The following is a 24,861-nucleotide window of genomic DNA, read 5'->3' as shown; positions in this document are numbered from 1 at the left end:
AATATATTTAATTATTAAATATTACAATGAAAATTAATTTCAAACATATTGTAACGGGATTATTATTGGTGGTCTCCACTCATTTTGTTAATGGGCAATTTCTTTCTGCTTCTGATACTTCCGAAAACAGTGTGAAAAGATATAAAAATATCATTAACTCAAACAAAGAGATCGTTGATTTTATAGAGTATTCACTTTCTCAAAAAGGTCTGCCTAAGCATTTAAGAAATCTCGCGTTGATCGAATCAGGGTTTGACAGAAGACAGGTTTCAGGAGCTGGAGCAGTAGGGGTCTGGCAGTTTATGACCGCTCACGCCAATCAGTATGGTCTTTCTGAGCAAAGCCGTACAGATTTATATAGAAGTACAAAAACAGCAGTTGTTTCATTAGCTAAGCTATATAGAAAATACAACAATTGGGTTACAGTAGTAGCTGCTTACAATTGTGGTGAAGGAAATATTTCCAAAGCAATGGCTGCTGCGGGATCTCCACAATATCATATTTTCAGCAAATATCTACCTGGGGAAACGATCAATCATGTTAAGAAATATTTAAATGCTTGCTATGCAACAGGTGAATTACAAAATGTATTGAATGATTACAATAACTCCAGGATGAATATGGTCTTCCAGAATGGGACTGGACAAAATTCGGGAACTGTTTCACTTGCAGAAACGGATATTAATGCTGGATTCGATCTGAGTATTGTGGCTGATGAGCTTGATGTAGATGTTGATAAAATCCTGGCATGGAACCCTGGTATAATGGAGGAACTTCAGCAAAGTGGCGAAAGTATATTCTACCTGCCAATTGATTTAATGCCTGATTTTTTACTAAAGAAAAATAAGATACTTAGCCGCTCTATTAAAGGAGGGAATAAAACAGCTACCCAATGAAAATGCTAAACGATAAAGTTTAATCCAAATGAAGTTAATATGAAATTAGAATCACCAAATATACCACAAACCCCTTCTTTTCGTCCTTCACAAAATGCGGATGGAGTCTCTGATAGTCACCACACAGGCATCAATCGTCTTGTAAAATTATCCCTTGTTATTGAAGGTAATGTAATTAGCTATTATAAGCACTTTAAGCTAAAGCAGAGTGCTCAGCGTCACCATGAGTTTACACTTACTTTAGCTCATGATACATTAGGAAACCGGCAAACACATACGTTGGAGGAAGCTAATAAATTTTTAGGGAAAAGACTTACTGCTGTTATTTCTTATAAAGACATAGAAAACAGCCCCGAAAGAACTTTCGTAGGGATCATTACCGGAGTAGGGTTCAGTCAGGAAAAAATGAGTTTAGGGAATATTGTTTTAACTGGTTATAGCCCTACGATTCTCTTGGATGGTGCACCTCATGTCCAAAGCTTTGGCGGCGATCAACCTGTTAATATGGGAATTATCGCTGAAGAGGTCATCAAGCAGGGCATCGATAAAAGCCGTTTTGATATTAGAGTAGATACCAATGATTATTCGCAGATTATTTACAGTAGTCAGTATGATGAAACCCATTATAACTATCTGGCGAGAATGGCTGAAGCTTATGGTGAACAGTTTTACTATGACGGCGAAGTGCTCCACTTTGGAAAGCTTCCGGCACAAAACAAACCTATTAAACTTACCTATGGTAGCAATGCAAATGATATTAAAGTAGAGCTGAAGGCAGTTCATACCAAACCTCAGTTTTATGGATATAATAGCAGCAAAAATGAAAAACTTACTTCAGCTGCAACGCCTATCCAACATGTAGGTGATCTGGCAAAAACGGCTTATGCTCATAACGACAAGATCTTTAAAACTCCAGCATTACAGGTTGCTCCTGTAAAAGCTTCAACGCATCTTGATGTAGAATACTCCCAAAAGAGTTATTCTGGAAGTGAGGCTGTAAGTGTTTTTTCACTTTCTGGAAATACAACCGTACCATTTTTACATCCCGGATGTGTTGTAGATGTACAAATGCGTAAGCCCGACACGAATGAAAGTGATTATTTCACAAGAATTATGATTACTGAAACAACCCATGAAATAGATACAATAGGCCATTATCAGGGGAGTTTTGATGGAATTGCCTCAGATACCGGATTTTTACCAAAACCGGATTTTAAAATACCTAAAGCAGAGCCACAGATCGCTACCGTAATCTCAAATACCGATCCTGAAGGTCAAGGTCGTGTACAGGTGAGGTTCGACTGGCAGACTAATGATATCACTCATTTCATCCGTGTTATGACTCCTGATGCTGGAGGAACGGATCAGATCACTCAAAACAGAGGTTATGTAGCCATACCTGAGGTAGGAGATCAGGTGATGATCAACTTTGTACACAGTCATCCGGATAGACCGTTTGTGATGGGCGGGATGTTCCATGGAGGTATTGGTTTAGGTGGTGGTGTAGATAACCGTGTAAAATCTATTCAGACCAGAAGCGGACATCGCATAATTTTCACTGAAGATGAAAGCATCATCATTACGGATAAATCAGGAAACAAGATTCATTTAGATACGACGGGAAGTAATATTACTATTACAGCGCCAGAAACAATGACGTTTAACTGTAAGAATATGAATATTAACGTAGGAGAAAATATGAATACCAATGTTGGAATGAATAAAACAGATACTGTCGTGCTTAACAACACAGAAAGTGTAGGTTCCATGAAATACGTTACTACCGGCGCAGATTTTACAACGAATGTTGTTGGAAAAATGAGCCATTATGTAAAAGGTGATATGGAGGTTTATGGTGAAAAAGAACATAAATTGACAAGCCTAAAAGGAGTTGAAGTTAATAGTGAAGGAAAAGTTGAACATCACGCTGAAAAAGAAGTTCAAAATAATAGTGGTGAGAAATCTAAAAATCACTAACAATGAGTATCGAATATTTTGTAGAGGGTAAAACCACTACGAGAACAGGTGGAAACTATCTGACCTATGCTAAAGAAGGCATAGATCATAATAGTTCTGTATCAGTTGAACAAAAGGGGAATGAAGCAGGAGTGAGCTATAATAAAGCTCAGAAAGTGAATCCTAATGATAAACCTATTAACACAATAGATATTAGTCTGAATCTTTTTTTTGATGGGACACAGAATAATAAAACAAATACCAGTCTTGGGGGAGATTTTAAAGAAGCTAGTAGTGATAAAGATGATAGTTATAATAATGAATTTACTAATGTAGCAAAAGGTTATGATGCCATTGATCCCAGTGCAGATAATCAGGTGTCATGGTATATTGAGGGAATAGGAACTGAGGACAAAGAAAGTGATAGTATACTGAAAGGTGTAGCACAGGGGACTGGAGATACTGGAGTGGTAGCAAAAGTAGCCAAAGGCTGTTTAAAAGGAGCACAGGCTATCGTTGATAAATTAAAAGGCAACATAAAACCAATCAATATTCTTACTGTTAATGTATTTGGATTCAGTAGAGGATCTGCTGCTGCTAGACATTTTGTATATATAGCTAATTCAAAGGCTGCAGCAATATATACTAATTCTAGAACAGTTATACAGGTTTCTCCTCCCGAATATATCAAAAACGGATATTTGATAATCAAAGATAAAGATGGTTCCAAGGATAAATTTATTAATCAGCATGGTTATTTTGGAGCTTGTCTCTTAGCACAAGGATTGGAAGTAAAAGAGATAAAATTCAGATTTGCTGGTTTGTATGATACCGTAGCATCTTTTGGATTAAATCATAGAGGTGGTTTTGGTATTGGTAATGACACGGAGCAGTTAGGATTGGATGCAATTGGTAGCGGTAAAGTGCAATTTGCCTTACAACTTGCTTCTGATGATGAATATAGAGATAATTTTGACCTTACGAATATTAATAGTACAGGATTATATGGCTTGGAATTTACGCTTCCTGGTGTTCATTCGGATATTGGTGGATCCTATGGTATAGGTGACGAAATATCTGTATTATATTGTGATCCTTACGACGCCTATAATAATACTGAAACACATAAAGAGTGTGAAGCATTTAAAAAAATTGTAGTAGAAGAAGGTTGGTATAAAGAGGATCAATTAAAGATTAAATACTTTTACCAAAGTGATGTCAAATACGACAGATGGTGGAATAAAGGTGCGCAGTATTATGGCCTTGTAGGAACAAGAAACCTCTCTAATAGTTACGATAAAATTCCTTTGAATCAGATGTTTCATTATTCGAAAAATAATAAGGTGGTTTATCTGGAAGATGTTATTGAAAAGAATCATAAAATAAATGATGATTTTCTTAAAACAATTTATTCTCAGTTGTCTACATATATGAATGCATGTAATGATGTGCGAAATAAGTATGTAAAAGAATATGATTCAGGTAAAAAACCATCCACCTCTCAGTATATAAAGGATATAAAGGCAATTTCTTATTTAAGTTATATTGATTCCGAAGATTTGAAAGCACTTAGAAATAAGTATTTACATTGGTCTGCAAAGACGAACCAAATCGGACTTGATACTAGACCCAATGATAATGCTCCAAAAGAAAGAGGTGCATTAGAAGCGAAATACCGAAAAAGAAATATACAGGATGGATAAGTTGAAAAAAAATATTTTCTTATTTTTAATACTCATTTTTAGCTTAAGTTATGGACAAAAATTACCAGCTATAGAGGGACAGTATTACTTTGGTGGTAAACAAATTTATCTTTACATTTTTCCAGATAATCGATTTGTTGCTATCGGAGCTTCTACAGTAGCCGTAGGAATAGCATCAATAAAGGATAATTCTATATTCTTTAAAACTGTTCATCCAAAATCAGAATATCGGTTATATGGGAGAAACAGCTCAGGTGAAAACAGATTGATTATTACAAATCGACAAATCGATCAAAACCAGATATATGTTAATGTAAATACTGATGCTGCAAATTTACGTCTCATCACTAAAAATAAGGAAGATGATTGTAATTCTGGAAATTACTTTATTCCTTTTGATAAAGGGGTAAACGACTTAGTAGTGAAAAATGATGCAGATATATTAAACACTTTTAATGTTAATAAAGCATATAATGATCTTTTACTATTTTTTTTAGAGAAAGAGGAAGATCTATCTTCCTTTAATGGAATTATCAAAATAAAAAATGGAGAGGTAATCAGCAATAATTGGGTGCAAAAATCTCCGCTAAAATTAGGAAATACGACAGATATTGAGGAGGAGAAACCTGAAAACATATTGGCGAAGTTTGATAAGATACATTCTGTTTTTAGCCAAAATACAATATATTTGGACCAGGATTACCAAGTGATTTTAGGCAAAGTAAATTTGAATCAGTATTCCTTTAATAAAAGTAAAAATCAATACGAAAGAAAGTCCAGTGTTGTATATGATCAAAAGAATGCTATTATTTATGAGTATGCCAAAATAGATCAGAATAAAGTTACAAGCCAAAAATACATTTATGATCGTCAAAATTCCATTGCTGCGAAGTGCCTGATAGGTTCTAAAGTACTAATGGAGAAAAAAAATAAAACTGAAAGTAATCAATCGAATCCTCCATTGCCTTTAGAGCCTGCTCCATTGAATATAAAGTAATCTGACATGAATAGATTGATTAAAATATTATTTTTTTTTACACTCCTTATCCAAAACATAAGTTGCCAAAAGATGAAAGAAAAAGAAATACCTGAATTTCATGTAGAAATATGTGCGCCGGCTAATCAATACCGTATAGAGTTTGTTGATGATAAGATTACTACTCTTGAGGGAATTCCCGCAAATTTACCATATGGCGGCACATCGGGAGAATGGGGCACATCTGGAAAAGGCTGGACAGAGCAACACGGAACTCCTATAGGGGCAGATATTACTTACTATGCAGGATATGAAGATACTTTTTACCGTCTGAAAGTAGATTTTTCCGAAGATAAAGTAAAAGATTATATGGAAAGAGCCTATGCTCAAAGTGAGGCTTCTTTGTATACAAAAGAACTTGAGGAGTATAAAAATTTAGGGAGAAATGAAAGTTTCGGAAGTGCAGAAAACCCCTACAACAGTTTTTCAACTTTAGTTTTTGGATTTGCACCAAAAGGAATGGTTGTAGTTTGGCTTCGTTTTCGAGCGGTACAAATAGAATTGGGTAGATTTCAGGCGGAAGTGATAAAAAATGATAAAGAGCTGGAAAAGAAACTATTTGCTAATTGGAGTATGACCAGAGATGAAGTTAAAAAAAGAGATCTTAATCCTGAAGCATTACCTTTAACATGGGATCATTATAGAACCCGATATTCTTGGAAGCCTTTAATTACCTCAGATAACAAAGGACTTCGGTTATTTGATATGAACCTTGATTATTACAATGGTGAAACAGAAGTGATGCTTCGTCCATGGATTAATAATATTCCCGTTAAAGAACGTGCTGTTCCTAAAGAATTAAATTTCACATGGGAAACCGGAAAAGACCAACAATATATTGGGAGGGCATTTTTTAACTGGGAAAAAGCGAATGAAGCATTTAAAAAATCTGGAAACAAAGGAAATTTAGAATTTAAAATAGCCCCTGACAACAGTATTTTTCAAGTGTTCCTAAATGGAGAACCCTTTCCAGTGGATAGTGTAAGGATCTTCAAAACCGAAAGAGAATTTCATGAATCCTATAAATAGTTTTAATTGAAGTTTTTTATATTATATCTAATGCTTTTCTTTCATTTACTCAGTTGCCAGAAAATGAAAGAAGAAAGACTTTCTGAGTTCCATGTTGAAATAAGCAGCCCAAATAATGATTTGATTATAACACCAGTCAAAGATAAAATTCCAACAATAGAAGGAGATTTTGCAACTTTGCCATACGGAAGTTCTTCTGGTTCCTGGGGATCGTCTGGAAAAGGCTGGACAGAACAACATGGAACCCCAATAGGAGCTGATATTATCTATTTTTCAAGATACGAAGACACTTTTTATCATTTGAAAGTGGATTTTCCTGAAGATAAAATCAAAGATTATATGAAGCGTGCCTATGCAGAGGGAGAATCTTCTTTATATAAAAAACCTCTTGAAGAATACAAAGATCTTGGCAGATTTCAGCATTATGGAAGTGCAGAAAATCCATATAGCAGCTTTTCAACCTTAGTTTTTGGTTTCGCCCCGAAAGGGATGGTTGTTGTCTGGTTGCGCTTTGGAATTATCCAGATTGAACTGGGTAAATATCAATCGGAAATTATTAAAGATGATAGAGAATTAGAAAAGAAATTCTTTGCCGATTTATCTGTTAGCAGAGAAGAAATGAAAAAGAAAAGGTTTTTAGAGGTTAGCCCAAAAGAATGGGAAGATTACAGAAATAAATATCCATGGAAACCCGTCATTGCCTCTGAAAATAAGGGTTTGAAAAATTTTGAAATGAACTTAAGATATTACAATGGTGAAACAGAAGTGATGCTTCGTCCATGGATTAATAATATTCCCGTTAAAGAACGTGCTGTTCCTAAAGAATTAAATTTCACCTGGGAAACCGGAAAAGATCAACAATATATTGGGAGGGCATTTTTTAACTGGGAAAAAGCGAATGAAGCATTTAAAAAATCTGGAAACAAAGGAAATTTAGAATTTAAAATAGCCCCTGACAACAGTATTTTTCAAGTGTTCCTAAATGGAGAACCCTTTCCAGTGGATAGTGTAAGGATCTTCAAAACCGAAAGAGAATTTCATGAATCCTATAAATAGTTTTAATTGAAGTTTTTTATATTATATCTAATGCTTTTCTTTCATTTACTCAGTTGCCAGAAAATGAAAGAAAAGAAGTTGCCAGAATTTCAGGTGGAAATAAGTCACCCTAAAAATGATATGGATGTAAGTCCGGTTGAAGATAAAATAATAACTTTAGAAGGAGTTCCTGCCAGTTTACCTTATGGAAGTACATCTGGGGAATGGGGGACATCTGGAAAGGGTTGGACTGAACAGCACGGAACGCCTATTGGTGCAGATATAACTTATTTCTCGAGATATGAAGATACATTTTACCATTTAAAAGCTGATTTTCCTATTGAAAAAATAAAAGATTATATGCAGCGTGCTTACTCTCAAAGAGAAGCTTCTCTTTATTCTAACCCACTTCAGGAGTATAAAAACTTGGGAAGAGATGAAAAATTTAGCGGTGCAGAGAATCCTTACAATAGTTTTTCAACTTTAGTTTTTGGCTTTGCACCAAAAGGGATGGTGGTAGTGTGGTTAAGATTTAGGGCTGTTCAAATAGAGTTAGGTAGATTTCAGGCCGAAAAAGTAAAAGATGATAAAGAACTCGAAAAGAAATTTTTCTCCAAATTATCTGTGACGCGTGAAGAAATGAAAAAGAAAAGGTTTTTAGAGATTAGCTCAAAAGAATGGGATGATTATCGAATAAAGTATTCTTGGAAGCCAGTCATTACCTCTGAAAATAAAAATTTAAGATTGTTCGAAATGAATCTGAGCTATTTTAATGCAGAGGAAGAAGTGATATTGCGTCCCATGGTTGATAATATTCCGATAAAAGAAAGAGCCATTCCAAAAGAATTAAATTTCACCTGGGAAACCGGAAAAGATCAACAATATATTGGGAGGGCATTTTTTAACTGGGAAAAAGCGAATGAAGCATTTAAAAAATCTGGAAACAAAGGAAATTTAGAATTTAAGATAGCCCCTGACAATAGTGGATTTCAAGTATATCTTAATGGAGAGTCTTTTCCAGTAGATAGCGTAAGGATCTTCAAAACCGAAAGAGAATTTCATGATTCGTACGAAAAACAATAGGGAAAAAATCAACGATTTTTAAGATTTGATTATTGGGATATCGGGCTGTGAATTTTCATAGCTTTTTTGTTTTCTTATTCTTAAAACTTAAAGCAGAATTTTTTACTTAATCATAATGAAATGTGAAATTGTCTTAAATTTTTGTTAATATTTCTCTGTTTAGTGTTAAAAAAATAATTGTGTAATGTGTGTTTTATATATTTAATGCATTGTTTTACAGTCGTTTATGAGTTTATTTATTTCTAAAGTAGTAGAATTACTACACCAAATCGTAGAATTACTACAAAAATTCAGATTACCCTTTAAAAACTTTCAGCTTTAAAATTAGGAGTATATATTTGCTATATAATTGAACACCACATCACAAAATATTAACGATTAAAATTTACAAATCATGGCAGCAAATTCAAGAGGAATTTTAAAATTCAACGGAGGCGAAGGTCAAAAACTTTTAAAACTTAACTACAGTGTTTCCAGATCTACAGACGTTTCAGGACGTGTAGCATCAGATCCATCAAACGCACTTATAAAATTAACGATCGAAGCTACAGAGAAATCTGATATCTTAGAAAGTTTATTAAATGGTAAGTATAAGCCAACAACTGGAGAAGTTACATTCAATAAATCTCACGAAGAAGGAACTCTAATTACTTTGAAGTGGGAGAATGGATATGTAATCCAACACGAAGTAGACTTCGATGCTGTTGACGAAAACAGTATGTTGATCAGCTTTATCGTAAGTGCAGAGAAAATCGACTACGGTAATGGTATATACGAAGGAGTATGGCCAGGTGGAAGCGGTAAATAATCCGAATCATCTTAGTAAAAATAAAATTGGTACAGAATAGTTTACTCGTCTAGAGTTGACTATTCTGTTTTTTCGTTTTGAGATACGTTAATCTAATAATTTTTCATATATATCTGTTAATTAGATGTTTATGATTTTGCTTTAGATAGAATTGAGAAAGTTATCTGAACAATAATCAGATATTTGAATTCGTAACACCAGTTATATAAACCTAAATACTAAGGCTATGTTTAAGGATGATAAATCGTCAAAAATGCCAGCTCCAAAAAATATAAAGAGCCCAATTGAACAATTAGGAGATACAACCAAAACACAAGCGATACAAAAAGCTAGTGAAAAAATACAAGAAAAAACAAGCGGTAAGACTCAAAAAGTAACTCAAAAGCTGGCTCAGGCACAAGCTTATTCCGGTATGTTTCAGAATGGTTCCAACCTTTTTATGAACCAGGTTTTACAACCTAATACTCCTTCAATTGTAGAAGATAAAGTATGGTCGAAACAACCTACCTCTAAAATTCATAATGCTAATGCGATCCCTGAAAATCAGTTAATGGGTATTAATCGGGTTGTAAAACTTGAAATTATAATCGAGGGAAAAATCGTTAAGCATTTCAAACATTTTAAATTACGACAAAGTGCAATAAAGCATCATGAATTTGACCTGATGCTTGCTCACGATACTCTAGGTAGTGCTGAAAACCATAATCTGGAAGAAGCACAGAATTTCTTAGGAAAACGAATCACAGTAGTATTCAAATACAAAGATGTTGAGGACGGTCCTGAGAGAAGTTTTGTTGGAGTTATCACTGAAGTCGGTTTTAGTCAGGAGAAAGGAAGTCTCGGAAATATTGTGCTTACAGGATCCAGTCCTACTGTTCTTTTAGATGCAGCTCCACATATTCAAAGTTTTGGAGGAGCTCAGGAAATAAGTTTGAATAGTATTGCCGATCAGGTAATCAGAGAAGGTCTGGGACAAAATAAATTTGATTTCAGAGTCGATTCACAACACGGAAATGTCTCTTATAGCTCCCAATATGAAGAAACCCACTATAATTACCTTGCAAGAATGGCTGAGGCATATGGAGAGCAATTCTATTATGATGGAGAAGTGTTGCATTTCGGAAAACTTCCACCACAGGAAAAACCTATTAAACTCACTTACGGAAGTAGTGTAAACGACGTAAAGATCAGGATGAAAGCCCAGCACGTTAATCCTACTTTTTATGGCTATAACAGCAGTAAAAACGAAAAATTAACAACAGGCAATTCAAAAATAAATCACAGTTCAGATATTGCTAAAAGAGCATATGAAATTTCCGAGAAAACTTTTACGACACCATCACTTCGAGTAGCACCTATTAAAGCTTCTTCGTTTATGGATATTGATGCTTCCCAAAAAGGAACTGCGGGAAGTAAAGCTTCCGATGTTTTCATCACCTCTGGGAATACCACAGTTCCGTTTCTGTATCCTGGATGTATTGCAGATATAGAAATGCGTAAAACAGATAGTAATCAGACCTCTTATTTTACGAAATTAATGATCACGGAGGTGAATCATGAAGTTGATGCCAGAGGATATTATACCGGTACTTTTGATGCTATTGCTTCGGATACGGGATTTATTCCGCGTCCGGAATTCGTGGCTCCGAAAGCGGAAGCTCAATTTGCAAAAGTAATTTCAAATACAGATCCCCTGAACCAAGGCCGGGTACAGGTACAATTCGACTGGCAAAACGGATCTACGACTACAGAATTTATCAGAGTGATGACTCCGGATGCAGGTGGCAGTGATAAAGTAAGTAAAAACCGGGGATTTATGGCTATTCCGGAAGTAGGAGATCAGGTAATCGTTAACTTCGTTCATCAGCATCCCGACCGTCCTTTTGTAATGGGCGGAATGTTCCATGGTGGTGTTGGAGGTGGTGGCGGAGCCGGAAATAATATCAAAAGCTTAAGTAGTAGAAGTGGGAATAAACTGGAATTGGATGATGGTGCAGGTTCTGTCTTTTTAACGGACCAAGGAGGAGCTAATATGAAGTTTGATGGAGCTGGAAATGCAACAACAAATGCCAATAATGATAAAACAGTTAAAGTAGGAAATAATAATACAGTAAATACAGGCAGTAAAAATACCATCAACGTTGGAAGTAAAGACGGCGGCGGTTCAAATTCTATGTTTTCTATGGATAAAGCCGGAAACATTTCTCTGGAATGCGATACGAATGTTACCATTAAAACAGGAGCGAGTTCAATTACATTAAAATCTGATGGAACCATTATTCTCAGTGGAAAAATAATTGGAATTGGTGGTGAAGGAATAGGTCTTTCAGCTTCAAAAGGAATTGATGTGTCTTCTCCTGCCAATCATATTGGAGGCGGTCAGACAAAAATAGATGGTGGAGATGCCTTTATTAATTAAATATAAATATGAGTGATTCTCTTAAAATAAAGAATACATTTTCTGAACAATATACTTTAATAATAGATTCAGATATTAAAGCTGTAAACGTACATATGACTTCCCGTTCACAGTTAAGGTGGGATTTTACAGTTTTAAAAATAAACGAAGATCATATCGAAATAAAAATAATATTGCTGGATCATATTTTACTGGAAGCAAATAATCCATTAATTAAAGAAGTAGCGGCTTTAACAAATGCTTTTTCAAGATTGTATAATGAATTATATTTAAAAGTAAACACTGAAGGTAAGGTAACGGAGGTACTCAATATGAATATTATTCGATCCAAATGGAAGCAAACAAGAGCTGAAATGGAGAAGATTGCAGAAATTAATCCCGACATTAAAAATGCTATTGTTCTGAACGATAATATTTTTGAAGATGAGACGAAATTAATAGAAGGCATTCAGAATAATGAATTTTTCCTTATGTATTTCAATAAAATTTATGGGAGAAAGATTCCAGGAAATTATAAAGGAAATGCATTAAACTTCTTTAATTCTGCTAACGTGCATTGGAGTTTCGATCTGAAAAATATAAGTAATCCTTTGCTGTCTTCAGATGAAATGATTGTAGAAATTTCTGGAGAACCTTCTGTTTTATTGAATATAGGATTTTATAACAGAGCCTACATTCAATTTTCCAATCAGATCGATGTCTCAAAACTGGAAACAGCATTGCAGGAAAAAGGAATATACAGAGTAGATCAATATACAGGGCGGATTATAGAAGCTTCTTTGACCAGAGAAGAAATTGCTGATCCTGAAAATCTTTATACAAAATTGAAATATACATTTTATAGCGACGAAATTTTTAAATATAAAATGTCGAATGAACACAATACAGCGAATTCCTGATGTAAGATCTTATATTAAAGGTATTTCTATAAGAAACTATAGTTTCGGATTTATTTTAAAATCCGATAAGAAAAACTGTATTAGAAGTTTTTTCATATTCATTGAGAAAGAATATGAAAAGGAACAAGAAAAATTTATCAGAAAAATCGGTTATGGTATCGAGCATCAATTGATTAATGATAGAAATAGAATAAAAGCCCATAGGAGAAAACAAATTCTAAAAAAACTGTGATATGGGACATAAAATTATTACAGAAAAAGATTTTTGGATGTGCTCAAGTGGAGCAATGCCCGCTCAATTACAAGGAACCAGGAAAAGTAATAAAAAGAGCTCAGGTGAAGTCTACATTACCGTGGCAGATACTGCTACAAGCAGCTGGATAGATTTCGGATGTACAAAGAATATGCTTTGGGCAGCTCTTTTAACGGCTGTTGCCGTTGTGGTTGTTGTAGCATTAATCGTAGGTACAGGTGGAGTTGCTGCCATTGGTCTTATCGGAATGATGGCTATTGGTGCCGCAGCAGGAGTTGCCGGAGGTGTTATTGCCGCAGTTGATGGTGCATTGAAATGTGGACAAAAAAATGCTACTGCCAGAACCTGGGATGCAAGTAAAGATAACCTTCTTCTTACAGGCACTCCTGGTATTACCGGCGATAGAACAATGACCTGTTCTATTGGAGGGGTTGTAAAATTTGCTCCGGAGATAAAAAGCTGGGGCCATGCTTTGGCTTTAGGAGGTTTTAACTATGTTACTCAATTAGCAGGCTGTGCACTGGGTGGCGCTGCAGTCGGTGCCGGAGGTTTTCTGGTATCAGGTTTGGCTGGAGGGTCATTAGCAATAGCAGCCCCAACGTTTTCAAGTGTTTTATCGAATGTTGCCGGAAGTTTCACCGGGATCTGGGGTGGAAGCAGAGCTCTTTTTGGACTTAATTCTTTAGCCAATGAACACGCATATGGAAATGTACAGGATGCCGGAGATGCCGGAGCCGCTTTAGTTAACGGAGGCGTACCGGAAATAGGTATGGGTCAGCGTATATTTTCAGGACAGGCACATCCATCAGATTATCTTCTTTTCTTATATTTGTTAAACATACGGGCAAAAGGACCTACTCCTATAAAAGAATCCAATGCAGGAGGTGATAAGGATGGAAATACACCTTCTGATAAAGATGGAAATACCAATAAAGAAGAAGGACAATCAAAAGAAGAAAATAAAAAAACGCCCGAAGATGAAGGGGTTAGTGCAAATAAAAATGAGAATGAACCGGCTCAGCCTAAGAAAGATGGTAAAGGAGATGCTTTTGCTGAATCTGATGGAAAAAGTATTCCACCTAAAAAACCAAAACCTTCAAAACCAGAACCAGGTTCACCAGAACATAAAGCAGCAAGATGGGAAGCTTATCAAAATAATCCTAAGGTTAAAAATAAAAAATCTTATGAAGAATGGAGCAACCGTTATGAGGCAAATATGAAGAATGCAAAAAAAGGGAACAAATCTGCAGATGAATATCAAAAAGAAATAGGATGGGGAGAAAGAGAGGTTCCAATGAAGATCGATGAAAATGGAAATCCGGTTCAGGTGAAAAAAGGACAGGAAACCCGAAATTTAGATATTGGAGATGCCGCAAACAAAAAGGCTGTTGAAGTAAAAGATTACTCCAGTAAAAAAGTTCCTTACGATAAAGATATTAAAGCAGAAGTGGACTTTGATAAAAAACTTGCAGAGAATGGATGGGATGTCGAATGGGTATTTAAAGATAAAGGGCCATCAAAAGCTCTGGAAGAAGCGCTAAAGAGCCCACCACCTATTAAAATAAAAATCATAAAATAAAGGCACATGGAATTCGAAGATTTAGAACAAGAGTTACAGTCTGAAGTGGAAAAAGCAGAAGAAGTAGCCATTGAAAATATTCAAAATGGTATTAATTTCTCCCCGTTTATTTACTTTGGTGAAAAAAGTATCAAAAAAATGGTAGCTGATTCTTTGGATGAAGCTATAGAAATGGCAGAAGAAGAAATAGAGGACATCGGTGAAGAAACAGTCGTTTTGATCTATAAAAATAATATTAAACTTAATGATGGCAGTTTCGATGCCATCGTTTCTCAAGTATATAATGTAGATGAAGATTCCGGATATTCTTTTGGACTCGTTTATAAGATAGAAGACAGTAAAATAAAATTTCTTAATAAAAGAGTGTTCTTGGGGAACGTAAGGAATTGTCTGATCTTCTAATAACATAGCAAATTTGGAAGAATTGAATATAAAATTTATCTGCATTCAGATAAGTGATAGGATAAAATTGTATATAATTTAGACAACATTAATTGGGGAAGGTGATCAGAAATGGGAAACAAAATTATCACAGAAAAAGATTTCTGGATGTGTTCCAGTGGAGCAATGCCCGCTCAATTACAAGGAACCAGAAAAAGTAATAAAAAAAGTTCAGGCGAAGTCTACATTACTGTAGCAGATACTGCTACAAGCAGCTGGATAGATTTCGGATGTACAAAGAATATGCTTTGGGCAGCTCTTTTAACGGCTGTTGCCGTTGTGGTTGTTGTAGCATTAATTGTAGGTACAGGCGGAGTTGCTGCCATTGGTCTTATCGGAATGATGGCTATTGGTGCCGCAGCAGGAGTCGCTGGAGGTGTTATTGCCGCAGTTGATGGTGCATTGAAATGTGGACAAAAAAATGCTACTGCCAGGACCTGGGATGGAAGTAAAGATAACCTTCTTCTTACAGGTACTCCGGGTATTACAGGAAACAGAACAATGACCTGTTCTATTGGAGGGGTTGTAAAATTTGCTCCGGAGATAAAAAGCTGGGGTCATGCTTTGGCTTTAGGAGGTTTTAACTATGTTACTCAATTAGCAGGCTGTGCACTGGGTGGCGCTGCAGTCGGTGCCGGAGGTTTTCTGGTATCAGGTCTGGCTGGAGGATCATTAGCAATAGCAGCACCAACGTTTTCAAGTGTTTTATCGAATGTTGCCGGAAGTTTCACCGGGATCTGGGGTGGAAGCAGAGCTCTTTTTGGACTTAATTCTTTAGCCAATGAACACGCATATGGAAATGTACAGGATGCCGGAGATGCCGGAGCCGCTTTAGTTAACGGAGGCGTACCGGAAATAGGTATGGGAAAGCGTATATTTTCAGGACAGGCACATCCATCAGATTATCTTCTTTTCTTATATTTGCTTAATATACGGGCAAAAGGACCTGCTCCCATTGAAGAGCCTAATACAGGGGGTGATAAAGATGGAAATACACCTTCTGATAAAGATGGTAACAATACCAATAAAGATGAAGGCCAACCAAAAGATGAAGATGGAAATCAAAGCCCTGAAGAGGAAGGACAGCCAAAAGAAGAAGGAAATAAGACTCCAGAAGATGAGGGTGCAAATGGAAATAAGGGTCAAGGAGATGAAGGACATAATAATTCTGGAGAAAACAAAAAAGGAGATGCTTATGAAAGCACCCCTCAAAAACCAAGTGACAAATTAATAGCAGATACTGAAGCTAAGGCTAAAGAAATTGTAGAAACTCAAAGTGCGAAAGAAAGGGGGCCTTGTTTATCCGGAGTATATGATCCGGTGACTGGAAAAACTTTTTATGGACAAAACTTTAAAAATAATGTTACAGGTAAAGCTGCCTATGAAAAATGGCTAAGTGATCCTCCAGAATTAGGAGGTGCTGATCCACTTATTAAACAGAAAGTCGCAGAATATGAGGCTAAAATTAAAAATGGTGAGATAGAACTTCCTGAAACCGCCGACAACAGATTGGCCGCACATTCAGAAATCAGAGCTTATGATCAGGCGTTAAAAGCTAGACGAGAAGCAGGGCTTCCAGTGGATGAAAATTCAATCAGAGAGATGGATCTTCATAATAGAGATTTACAAAATAATGCGATTAAAAATAATGGCGGAACGCCACCGCCTAAAGTAAGATGCCCACATTGTGGATTCTTAACTGATGGAATAAACACCCATGGACATAATTAATAAATTTATGATTAATAATAATGTAGAATTCAGATTTGAAGATATTGATGACCGTTTATACACTAAAAATGATATTAACGGATATGCTATCTATTTTTTAGATGAAGAATTCAAAAAACCTTTTACTGGTGAGATTTATGTGAGATTTAATGATGATATAGAATCTGAGGCTGAATATAAGAATGGCTATAAAAATGGAATTGAGCATCTTTATAATTCAAACGGGGATATAGAACAAACCAATGAAAACAGAGGAAACGTGATGTTTGGTATTTCAAAAGAATATGATGAAAATGGGAACATAGCAGTAGTCAGTATAGTTTATAATAATGATTATCTTAAATCGGTAGAAATGAGCAACGGTGCTATTCAGGAAACGAGTTCCTATAATAACAAATTTGGTGAATCTTTGCCTGAGTATATTAAAGGCCTTTTAAAACTTTCCAATGAGGAACTATTTAATTATGAATTTAAAATCAATAATCCATATCTGAATTACAATCCATAAGGAAGAAGAATTAAATAAAAAGATCTCATTTAAGGTCTTTTTTTTATTTTTTAAAACTCAAATTGTAGAACATAAATATTCCTATTTTCTTATATTTGTTCATTATAGAAAATATGGACGCAACTCAAGATAAAAGGTTATTTCTCATCGATGCTTATGCGATGATTTTCAGAGGATATTACGCATTAATTAGAAATCCAAGGCTAACGAGTACGGGAGTAGATACTTCTGCTATTTTTGGTTTTACCAATTCTTTGATCGAATTGATCAGAAGAGAAAAACCATCCCATTTAGCCGTTGTGTTTGATGTTGGAAAAGCAAGTGTAAGAACTGATGATTATGCCGACTATAAAGCCAATCGAAGTGAAACTCCGGAAGCTATTAAAATTGCTGTTCCATATATCCATAAGATTTTAGAAGCGATGCATATTCCTAATTTAGGAGTAGAAGGTTACGAAGCTGATGATGTGATCGGGACTATTGCTTGTAAAGCGGAAAAAGAAGGATATACTACTTTCATGGTAACTCCTGATAAAGACTTTGCCCAACTGGTTACAGATAAAATTAAAATCTATAAACCGGGTTTAAAAGGTGGAGATATTGAAATTCTGGGTGTAGAGGAAGTGAAAGCCAAATATGAAATTGAAGATCCAAAACAAGTCATTGATTTTCTTGCGATGATGGGTGATGCTGTGGATAATATTCCGGGATTGGAAGGGGTAGGAGAAAAAACAGCTATGAAATTCCTTAAAGAATATGGAAGCATTGAAAACCTTCTGGCTAATACTCATCAGTTAAAAGGAAAATTAAAAGAGAAAATAGAAGCTTCGGCAGAAAGAGGAATTTTATCTAAAAAATTAGCGACCATTATTTGTGATGCTCCAATCGAATTCCATCAGGAACAATACGACCTTGAAACTCCGGATTTTGAAAAAGTAAAACAAGTTTTTGATGAAATAGAATTCAGAAGATTGTATGAAAATCTGTATCGTGCTTTTGCTCCTACAGAAACTGTAGTAGTCGCAGAGGTTGAGGTATCTGAAACATCAAAAGGAACTATTGTTAAAGGTCAGGTTACCCAGCTTGATCTGTTTGCTACTTATGAAGAGCTCGATCAGGCAACTTCTACAAAAGCAACTATAGAACATAATGAGCACTTATATCAATTCGTCGATAATCCAAAAGCTCAAAAAATTCTTGTTAATAATTTATTGAAACAAAGAGTGGTTTGTTTCGATACAGAAACAACTTCTTTAAACGAGTTGGAAGCTGAATTGGTAGGAATGAGCTTCTCCTATAAAAAAGGATTGGCCTATTATATTCCTTTGTCAGAAGATAAAGGTGAGGTGCTACAGACATTGGAGATTTTCAGACCGTTTTTTGAGAAAGAAGATTTACTGAAAGTAGCCCATAATCTGAAATTCGATTATAAAATTTTAAAACAATATGACATCACTGTAAAAGGAGCAATGTTCGATACGATGATTGCCCATTATCTTCTGAGTCCGGATGGGAGACATGGAATGGATTATCTTTCAGAGGTGTACTTAAATTATAAGCCAGTTTCTATTGAAACCATTATCGGAAAGAAAGGGAAAAATCAGGGAACTTTCAGGGATGCTGATTTAAGGACACAAACGGATTATGCTGCGGAAGATGCAGATGTTACTTTCCAGTTGTATGAACTTTTTGCTCCCCAATTGAAGAAAGAGAATCTGGAAGATCTGTTCTTTAAAATAGAAATGCCTTTGATGGAAGTTTTAGCTAAAATGGAACTTGAAGGAATTTCTCTCGATGAAAAGTGGCTGGCTCAGGAAAGTATTGATTTAGAAAATGATCTAAGAGAATTAGAGTCTAAGATTTTTGAATTTTCTGGTGAAGAATTCAATATGAACTCGCCAAAACAATTGGGTGAAATTTTATTTGAAAAAATGCAGCTCGATCCAAAAGCTAAGAAAACTAAAACCGGACAGTATGCAACTTCTGAAGATGTTTTACAAAAGTTGTCTTCAAAGCATGAAATTATAAAATATATCCTTGAATACAGAACTTATCAGAAACTGAAATCAACGTATGTAGATGCGTTGCCATCTCAGATTGATAAGGATGAGCGTGTACATACCAATTTCTCTCAGACAACTGCGGCAACAGGTCGTTTGGCAAGTGTGAATCCGAATTTGCAGAATATTCCGATCAGAACCCTGAGAGGACAACAAATTCGTGGAGCATTTGTTTCAGGAGAAGGAAAGAAAATTATCTCTGCCGATTATTCACAGATTGAACTTCGTTTAATCGCTGAAATTTCCGGGGAAGATAATATGATCAAAGCATTCCAGGATGGTGAAGATATTCACGCTTCTACAGCGGCAAAATTGTTTAAAATTCCTTTAGAGGAAGTTTCAAAAACACAAAGAAGTCAGGCTAAAACGGTAAACTTTGGAATCATCTATGGTCAGGGTGCTTTTGCATTGGCTGAACAAACTGGCTTATCAAGATCAGAAGCTAAGCAGATGATCGAGGCCTATTTTGAGACCTATCCAAAGTTGAAAGAATATATGGCCGAGCAGGTGAAAAACGCACGTGAGATAGGTTATGTGGAAACTATTTTAGGCAGAAAACGCCACCTAAAAGATATCAACTCTAACAATTTCGTTGTACGAGGCCACGCAGAAAGAAATGCTGTTAATGCTCCAGTACAAGGAAGTGCAGCTGATGTAGTAAAGATGGCAATGATCAAAATTGATCAGCAACTGGACCAACAAAAACTTAAGACCAGAATGTTACTTCAGGTACATGACGAATTGGTATTTGAATCTCCAATTGACGAGATTGAAGTTGCTTCAAAACTAATCAAAACAGAAATGGAAAGTGCCATTGAAACACAGGTTCCTTTATTGGTTGAAGTTGGAGTAGGGAACAACTGGCTGGAAGCACATTAAAATTAAGTTCCATTAATGATATAAAAAATGCTGAAGTTTATTCAGCATTTTTTCTTTTATATTGGACTGAGGTACTGTGAACATCTATTTATTAATAGCTTTTGATCAATATGCTCTGTTCGTATAACGTCTGAGCTTTAGTTGTAAGAAGTAATGATTTGGCTTTCATCAAAGTAAAAACAAGAAGGATCATAGTCATGCCAACAAGCTTGATAGTTTTGTCCATCTCCATAATTTGAAGTATTTACATTATCAGGCCTTCCCCTCATGTAAACAAGCATTTCATAATGCATTCCAATCCAGATCTTACGTTCAGAAATGTTCTTACAATCTTCTTTTGACCATTCCGGCCTTTGTTTTCAAGAACTTTTCTTCTTCGGCTTTTTCTTTTCTACCTATACTATCAATTCTTGCTTGATTTTTAATACTATCCTCTTTTGATAGTTTAGTGTCAATTTTGCTGGAATAATCTATGTTATTTTCTGCCTTCGAACACTGTTTTATTAAAAAAAATAAAAACAAAAATCCAAAGAAGAGTAACACAACAATACCACATCCATTACTTTGTTTCTTTATTTGATCCGGATTTTGAACATTTGTATTTACTAAATGACTTTTAATGAAATAACCACAATTGGTACATTGGGTTATGGTGTCATTTATGTTACTTTGACATTTTGGGCACTTAATTGATGACATAATTCTTATTTTTCAATGCTCAAAAATATCTTGAAATCAAAAAAAAATTACGGGTTCCCATAACTATTAAGAATTCTAAGAGCCTTCTTTCTATTTCGCTTTCGAAAACGCCATTTTCACAGCAAGAAAGGTAAGCACACTCGCCATAAACCATTTTTGCACTTTGATCCAGATAGGATTTTTAGCAAAAAATGAAGCTGCCTTTGCTGCCGTTAAAACAATAATGAAATTGACCGTAAAACTTGTGAAAATCTGTATTAATCCAAGCTCTAAGCTTTGTGTAAAGATAGAACCGTACTGAGGTTTTATAAACTGAGGAAAAAAGGACAGATAGAAAACAGCTACTTTTGGATTGAGAACATTCGTTAAGAAACCGACTGCAAATAATTTTTTAGGTCCATCTGCTGTCATATTTTTATCTACTTCAAAGATATTTTTACCGTTTGGTTTAATAGCCTGGTAAGCGAGATATAAAAGATATATTGTTCCCAGAATTTTTAAAACGATATAAGCATAAGGTACAGCAAACAACACTGCAGTTAGTCCAAAAGAAACCATGACAATGTGAAATAAAAAACCGCAGACAACACCTGCAAGTGAGGTTAATCCCGCTTTTTTTCCTTGTGTAATGGATCTTGAAATCAGATAAATCATATTAGGTCCCGGACTTATGACCAAAATAAACGCGGCTAAGAGAAAGAAGAAAAGATCATGGATAGGAATCATAATTTATTGCAAAGATAAGAAATCATTGAGATCCATTTACTTTGAATTTATAAATTCTTCCAAATCCTTAATCTCTCTGATTACAAGATCTGTATACTCAATATTAAAAAATATAATATCCCTATCATTCGAATCTTTTGCTATTTTGATTGTTATTACATCATGTATTAAAAGTGTAAACCAAAGGTTTTGTTCGCCATCGGTGTAATGGAGTTCATATTTGACCAATTCATTATCGACAGTAAGGGGTAAGTTAATTTTTCTATGAAAAAAGTCAAGAAGATCAAAGAGACCTTCTTTAAAAATCCAAAATCCATAATGATGTATTTTCATACCTACTTTTTATTCACCTTTAATTTTCTTCCTGTCCACTTTATAATTATCAAAATTAGGATGATGCCAGAATTTTTCAAGACCAATATTTTCATAAACTTCGATCTCATCTGAGTACATCGGATAAAGACTTGCGATACTTACCTTATAATCTGCTCCGATGTCGATGTGCAGATAGTCTTCTTTATCAATTGTACTTGGTGCAAAGATAAAAAATGCGTCCATTTCAGAATCGTCACTTATCTTTTCTTCGAAATTGATAAGTTGGCCATAAGAAAAAGGACAGTCTCCACGAAGTTTATTCGCAATATATCCCATAGCTTGCGCCCAATCTAAGCGAGGTGAACTGACAGAAATGCAAAGTTCTGCTCTGCCTACTTTCCAGGCAGGATGCTGAACCAATGACAATCCATAAGTGAAAGCTGTTGTATATCCTTTTTTAGGAATGTCCCGATACACAATAGTAGTGACACCCGGAATACCTTCTATGAGGCTTTTCTCCATATACAATTCAGGTTCTTGCTGAAAAATACGGTCAAGATGATTCAGATATTGTTCTGCCGGCGGAAGTTTTTTTCCTGCCTTCTTTTTCATGAAGTCAAATATTCCCATGGTTTTAGTCTTTTATTTGGATCAGGTTTTAATTCTCAAGACGAATATACTCAATTATATCTTTTTAAGGATAAACGCTTTAAGCCATAAATAAGAATGAGTTCTGAAATTTTAAAAAAATATCAAATAAATTATTTTTGTTTTGACAAAATTTGTAAATTTGTCAAATGTTTCAGAAACAGATTCCAATATATTAAAGTAAATGAGCCAATCCCTTTCCCAGGAAGAACTATTAAAAAGTCAGATTTTGCAGACTGCACAGGAGCTGTATCAACGTCATGGTATTAAGAAAGTGACAATGGATGATGTGGCGAAAGCGGTGGGAAAGACGAGAAGTGCTCTTTATTATTATTTTAAAAATAGAGATGAGCTTTTCGAAGCGGTAATGATTTCCCTTGTGGATGAGGTGAAAAGTGAACTTGAAAAGATTATCTATAAAGAGAAAACATTAGAATCGCGTATTCAGGCATTCTGCTTTGCGAAGGTAAAAGGTTTCAACAAAACGAGGAATTTTATTTCAACTATTGAAGCAAATATGGATAAGGAAGAACGTTCCAAGTATTCAAGTATTATATGGGATATACATCAGAGAATGATGCGTTCTGAAACGGTATTACTGAAAGAAGTAATCAGTGAATCAGTAGAAGCAGGTGATATTACAGAGCCGGATTCGAAAACTATGGATACATTGATATTTGTATTATTAAGCAGTATTCGTGGTATCCGTCGCGAATCGATAAGCGAAAATTATAAAGATCAATGGGAAGAAGGGGCTGAAATGTTAGCCAGAATGATTGTCGAGAAAATTAAAGGATAAATTTTTTTTAATAAAATTTGACGTTTTGATGTTTTTTGTCAAATAGTTAGATTGAAGTTTTAACTTAATTGAATTAAAATGTACCATGAGTATTAGTAGCGTAAGCACATTCAGAGCTTTTAAAAGTGAAAATTTTAAATATTATTTTGCAGGCCGTTCTATATCACAGTTTGGAACATGGATGCAGCGGACGGCAATAGTATGGTTGATCTATTCACTTACCCACTCTTCTTTTATGCTGGGTGTTACGGTGTTTGCCGAACAGTTTCCTTCGTTCCTTTTTTCATTTGCCGGTGGGGTGGCAGCAGACCGTTTCAACCGAAGTACGATCATACGATGGACGCAAATTGCTGCGGTGCTGCAGACTTCATTATTGGCATTTTTATTTCTGACCAATCATATCGTTGTTTGGCAAATCCTGGCTTTAAGTGTTGTATTGGGGATTATCAATGCCTTTGATGTTCCGGCAAGACAGACCATGATCAGTCAGGTGGTTAGGGAGGACGGTGATGTTCCAAGTGCACTATCTCTCAGTTCTGCGACAGCAAGCGTAAGTAAAGTATTAGGACCCGCAGTGGCTGGTTTTGTATTGGAACACTGGAATGTTGGTTTCTGTTTTGTGATGAATGCTATAAGTTTTATTGTAGTAATCGTTTGCTTTTCCATGATGAAGCTTCCTGCTTATGAGAAGAAAACAACCAACAAAAAAGTAATGTCAGAATTTAAAGAAGGTATTGTTTACCTTAAAAATGAGTCAAGAATCGGTTTGGTCATCCTTATGCTTTCTTTGATGGGATTATTGGTTTTGCCTTATGATACCTTAATTCCGGAAGTTGCCAAAATAACTTTTCAAGGGAGTGCTTCCACTTTCGGCTATATCTCTGGATTTATAGGATTGGGAGCCGTCTCAGGAACCATATTACTGGCTTCCTTAAAAAGAAATGATAAGCTCCGGTTTTATCTCGTTCTCAGTACTGTTGTGCTAGGACTTGGTCTCATCTTTTTTTCTCAAACTACCGATTTTTACTGGGCGATGTTATTTGTTGTTCTAACAGGATTCGGAAGTGTCATGCAATTGACCAGCTGTAACATTATCGTTCAATCCGAAGCTGCGCCTCATATGAAAGGAAGGGCAATCAGTATTTTACTCACTGCTATTTTTGGAATGCTACCTTTAGGCAGCTTACTTACAGGATATGCATCTGAACATATTGGAAGCAGTAATACGCTATTGATTCAGGGGATTTTGGCTATTCTCATCGCTATATGTTTTTACAGACTATTTGCTGTTCCTAAAAAGGATCAATTATCTTCCTTACAGACGGAAGAATTCACTAATAAAACAATTTAATATTTAAA

General features: G+C 35.3%; 23 protein-coding genes. 18 read left to right on the top strand and 5 right to left on the bottom strand.

The window, feature by feature from the left end; all coding sequences use genetic code 11:
* The first annotated feature begins 26 nt into the window (after nt 1-26).
* The 16 genes from NG806_RS10585 to polA all read left to right on the top strand — a co-directional run bounded on the left by NG806_RS10585 (nt 27) and on the right by polA (nt 20,315).
* Complete coding sequence (locus tag NG806_RS10585) at nt 27-896, top strand: lytic transglycosylase domain-containing protein (protein WP_214829104.1); 870 nt, start codon at nt 27-29, stop codon at nt 894-896.
* A gap of 39 nt (nt 897-935) precedes the next feature.
* Entirely contained in the window at nt 936-2,873 is a 1,938-nt protein-coding gene (locus NG806_RS10580) for a type VI secretion system Vgr family protein (RefSeq protein ID WP_214829106.1), read from the top strand.
* 2 nt (nt 2,874-2,875) lie between these two features.
* Nucleotides 2,876-4,555 carry a T6SS phospholipase effector Tle1-like catalytic domain-containing protein gene (locus NG806_RS10575; protein WP_261513007.1) on the top strand — a complete coding sequence of 560 codons (1,680 nt, stop codon included), beginning with the start codon at nt 2,876-2,878 and terminating at the stop codon, nt 4,553-4,555.
* On the top strand, nt 4,548-5,552 hold the full coding sequence (locus NG806_RS10570) for a hypothetical protein (RefSeq protein ID WP_261513006.1): 1,005 nt from the start codon (nt 4,548-4,550) through the stop codon (nt 5,550-5,552). Before NG806_RS10575 ends, NG806_RS10570 begins: the two co-directional genes overlap by 8 nt.
* A 72-nt stretch (nt 5,553-5,624) precedes the next feature.
* A complete protein-coding gene (locus NG806_RS10565; RefSeq protein ID WP_261513005.1) occupies nt 5,625-6,620 on the top strand; it encodes a DUF2931 family protein in 996 nt (331 codons plus the stop codon).
* Nucleotides 6,621-6,683: 63 nt separating this feature from the next.
* Entirely contained in the window at nt 6,684-7,676 is a 993-nt protein-coding gene (locus NG806_RS10560) for a DUF2931 family protein (RefSeq protein WP_261513004.1), read from the top strand.
* Between the two features lie 63 nt (nt 7,677-7,739).
* A complete protein-coding gene (locus tag NG806_RS10555; RefSeq protein ID WP_261513003.1) occupies nt 7,740-8,738 on the top strand; it encodes a DUF2931 family protein in 999 nt (332 codons plus the stop codon).
* A gap of 394 nt (nt 8,739-9,132) precedes the next feature.
* Nucleotides 9,133-9,546, top strand: coding sequence for a type VI secretion system tube protein TssD (gene tssD, locus NG806_RS10550; RefSeq protein ID WP_214829116.1), 414 nt, complete (start codon nt 9,133-9,135; stop codon nt 9,544-9,546).
* 253 nt (nt 9,547-9,799) lie between these two features.
* Nucleotides 9,800-11,965 carry a type VI secretion system Vgr family protein gene (locus NG806_RS10545; protein WP_261513002.1) on the top strand — a complete coding sequence of 722 codons (2,166 nt, stop codon included), beginning with the start codon at nt 9,800-9,802 and terminating at the stop codon, nt 11,963-11,965.
* An 8-nt stretch (nt 11,966-11,973) separates the two neighbouring features.
* Nucleotides 11,974-12,864: a hypothetical protein gene (locus tag NG806_RS10540; protein WP_261513000.1), complete on the top strand. Its 891-nt coding sequence runs from the start codon at nt 11,974-11,976 to the stop codon at nt 12,862-12,864.
* The gene (locus NG806_RS10535; RefSeq protein WP_214829121.1) at nt 12,839-13,096 is read left to right on the top strand and encodes a hypothetical protein; all 258 of its coding nucleotides are present in this window, start codon (nt 12,839-12,841) and stop codon (nt 13,094-13,096) included. Before NG806_RS10540 ends, NG806_RS10535 begins: the two co-directional genes overlap by 26 nt.
* Nucleotide 13,097: 1 nt before the next feature.
* Nucleotides 13,098-14,696, top strand: coding sequence for a hypothetical protein (locus NG806_RS10530; RefSeq protein ID WP_261512999.1), 1,599 nt, complete (start codon nt 13,098-13,100; stop codon nt 14,694-14,696).
* 6 nt (nt 14,697-14,702) lie between these two features.
* The gene (locus tag NG806_RS10525) at nt 14,703-15,098 is read left to right on the top strand and encodes a hypothetical protein (protein ID WP_214829130.1); all 396 of its coding nucleotides are present in this window, start codon (nt 14,703-14,705) and stop codon (nt 15,096-15,098) included.
* Nucleotides 15,099-15,209: 111 nt separating this feature from the next.
* Nucleotides 15,210-16,868, top strand: a complete 1,659-nt coding sequence (locus NG806_RS10520; protein WP_214829132.1) for an ICP22 family protein — start codon at nt 15,210-15,212, stop codon at nt 16,866-16,868.
* A gap of 7 nt (nt 16,869-16,875) precedes the next feature.
* Nucleotides 16,876-17,376, top strand: a complete 501-nt coding sequence (locus tag NG806_RS10515) for a hypothetical protein (RefSeq protein ID WP_214829134.1) — start codon at nt 16,876-16,878, stop codon at nt 17,374-17,376.
* Between the two features lie 113 nt (nt 17,377-17,489).
* The gene (gene polA / locus NG806_RS10510; RefSeq protein WP_214829136.1) at nt 17,490-20,315 is read left to right on the top strand and encodes a DNA polymerase I; all 2,826 of its coding nucleotides are present in this window, start codon (nt 17,490-17,492) and stop codon (nt 20,313-20,315) included.
* A gap of 91 nt (nt 20,316-20,406) precedes the next feature.
* On the opposite strand, the gene NG806_RS10505 is transcribed toward polA, so the two are convergent.
* From NG806_RS10505 to NG806_RS10485, 5 genes are all read right to left on the bottom strand, one after another.
* Nucleotides 20,407-20,541, bottom strand: coding sequence for a hypothetical protein (locus NG806_RS10505; RefSeq protein ID WP_261512996.1), 135 nt, complete (start codon nt 20,539-20,541; stop codon nt 20,407-20,409).
* Between the two features lie 98 nt (nt 20,542-20,639).
* The gene (locus NG806_RS10500) at nt 20,640-21,014 is read right to left on the bottom strand and encodes a hypothetical protein (protein ID WP_261512995.1); all 375 of its coding nucleotides are present in this window, start codon (nt 21,012-21,014) and stop codon (nt 20,640-20,642) included.
* Nucleotides 21,015-21,104: 90 nt separating this feature from the next.
* Entirely contained in the window at nt 21,105-21,740 is a 636-nt protein-coding gene (locus tag NG806_RS10495; RefSeq protein WP_261512994.1) for a LysE family translocator, read from the bottom strand.
* A 36-nt stretch (nt 21,741-21,776) separates the two neighbouring features.
* Entirely contained in the window at nt 21,777-22,073 is a 297-nt protein-coding gene (locus tag NG806_RS10490; protein WP_261512993.1) for a hypothetical protein, read from the bottom strand.
* A gap of 9 nt (nt 22,074-22,082) precedes the next feature.
* Nucleotides 22,083-22,685: a suppressor of fused domain protein gene (locus NG806_RS10485; protein WP_261512992.1), complete on the bottom strand. Its 603-nt coding sequence runs from the start codon at nt 22,683-22,685 to the stop codon at nt 22,083-22,085.
* A gap of 202 nt (nt 22,686-22,887) precedes the next feature.
* Between NG806_RS10485 and NG806_RS10480 the strand changes: the two genes are divergently transcribed.
* Together NG806_RS10480 and NG806_RS10475 are read left to right on the top strand one after the other, a co-directional pair.
* Nucleotides 22,888-23,502: a TetR/AcrR family transcriptional regulator gene (locus tag NG806_RS10480; protein WP_261512991.1), complete on the top strand. Its 615-nt coding sequence runs from the start codon at nt 22,888-22,890 to the stop codon at nt 23,500-23,502.
* 85 nt (nt 23,503-23,587) lie between these two features.
* The gene (locus NG806_RS10475; RefSeq protein ID WP_261512990.1) at nt 23,588-24,853 is read left to right on the top strand and encodes an MFS transporter; all 1,266 of its coding nucleotides are present in this window, start codon (nt 23,588-23,590) and stop codon (nt 24,851-24,853) included.
* The last annotated feature ends 8 nt before the right edge of the window (nt 24,854-24,861 follow it).

The organism is Chryseobacterium paludis (genome assembly GCF_025403485.1).
Taxonomy (GTDB): domain Bacteria; phylum Bacteroidota; class Bacteroidia; order Flavobacteriales; family Weeksellaceae; genus Chryseobacterium; species Chryseobacterium paludis.
The sequence above is the reverse complement of the archived record's forward strand: the minus strand, read 5'-3'. Positions and strand labels throughout refer to the sequence as shown.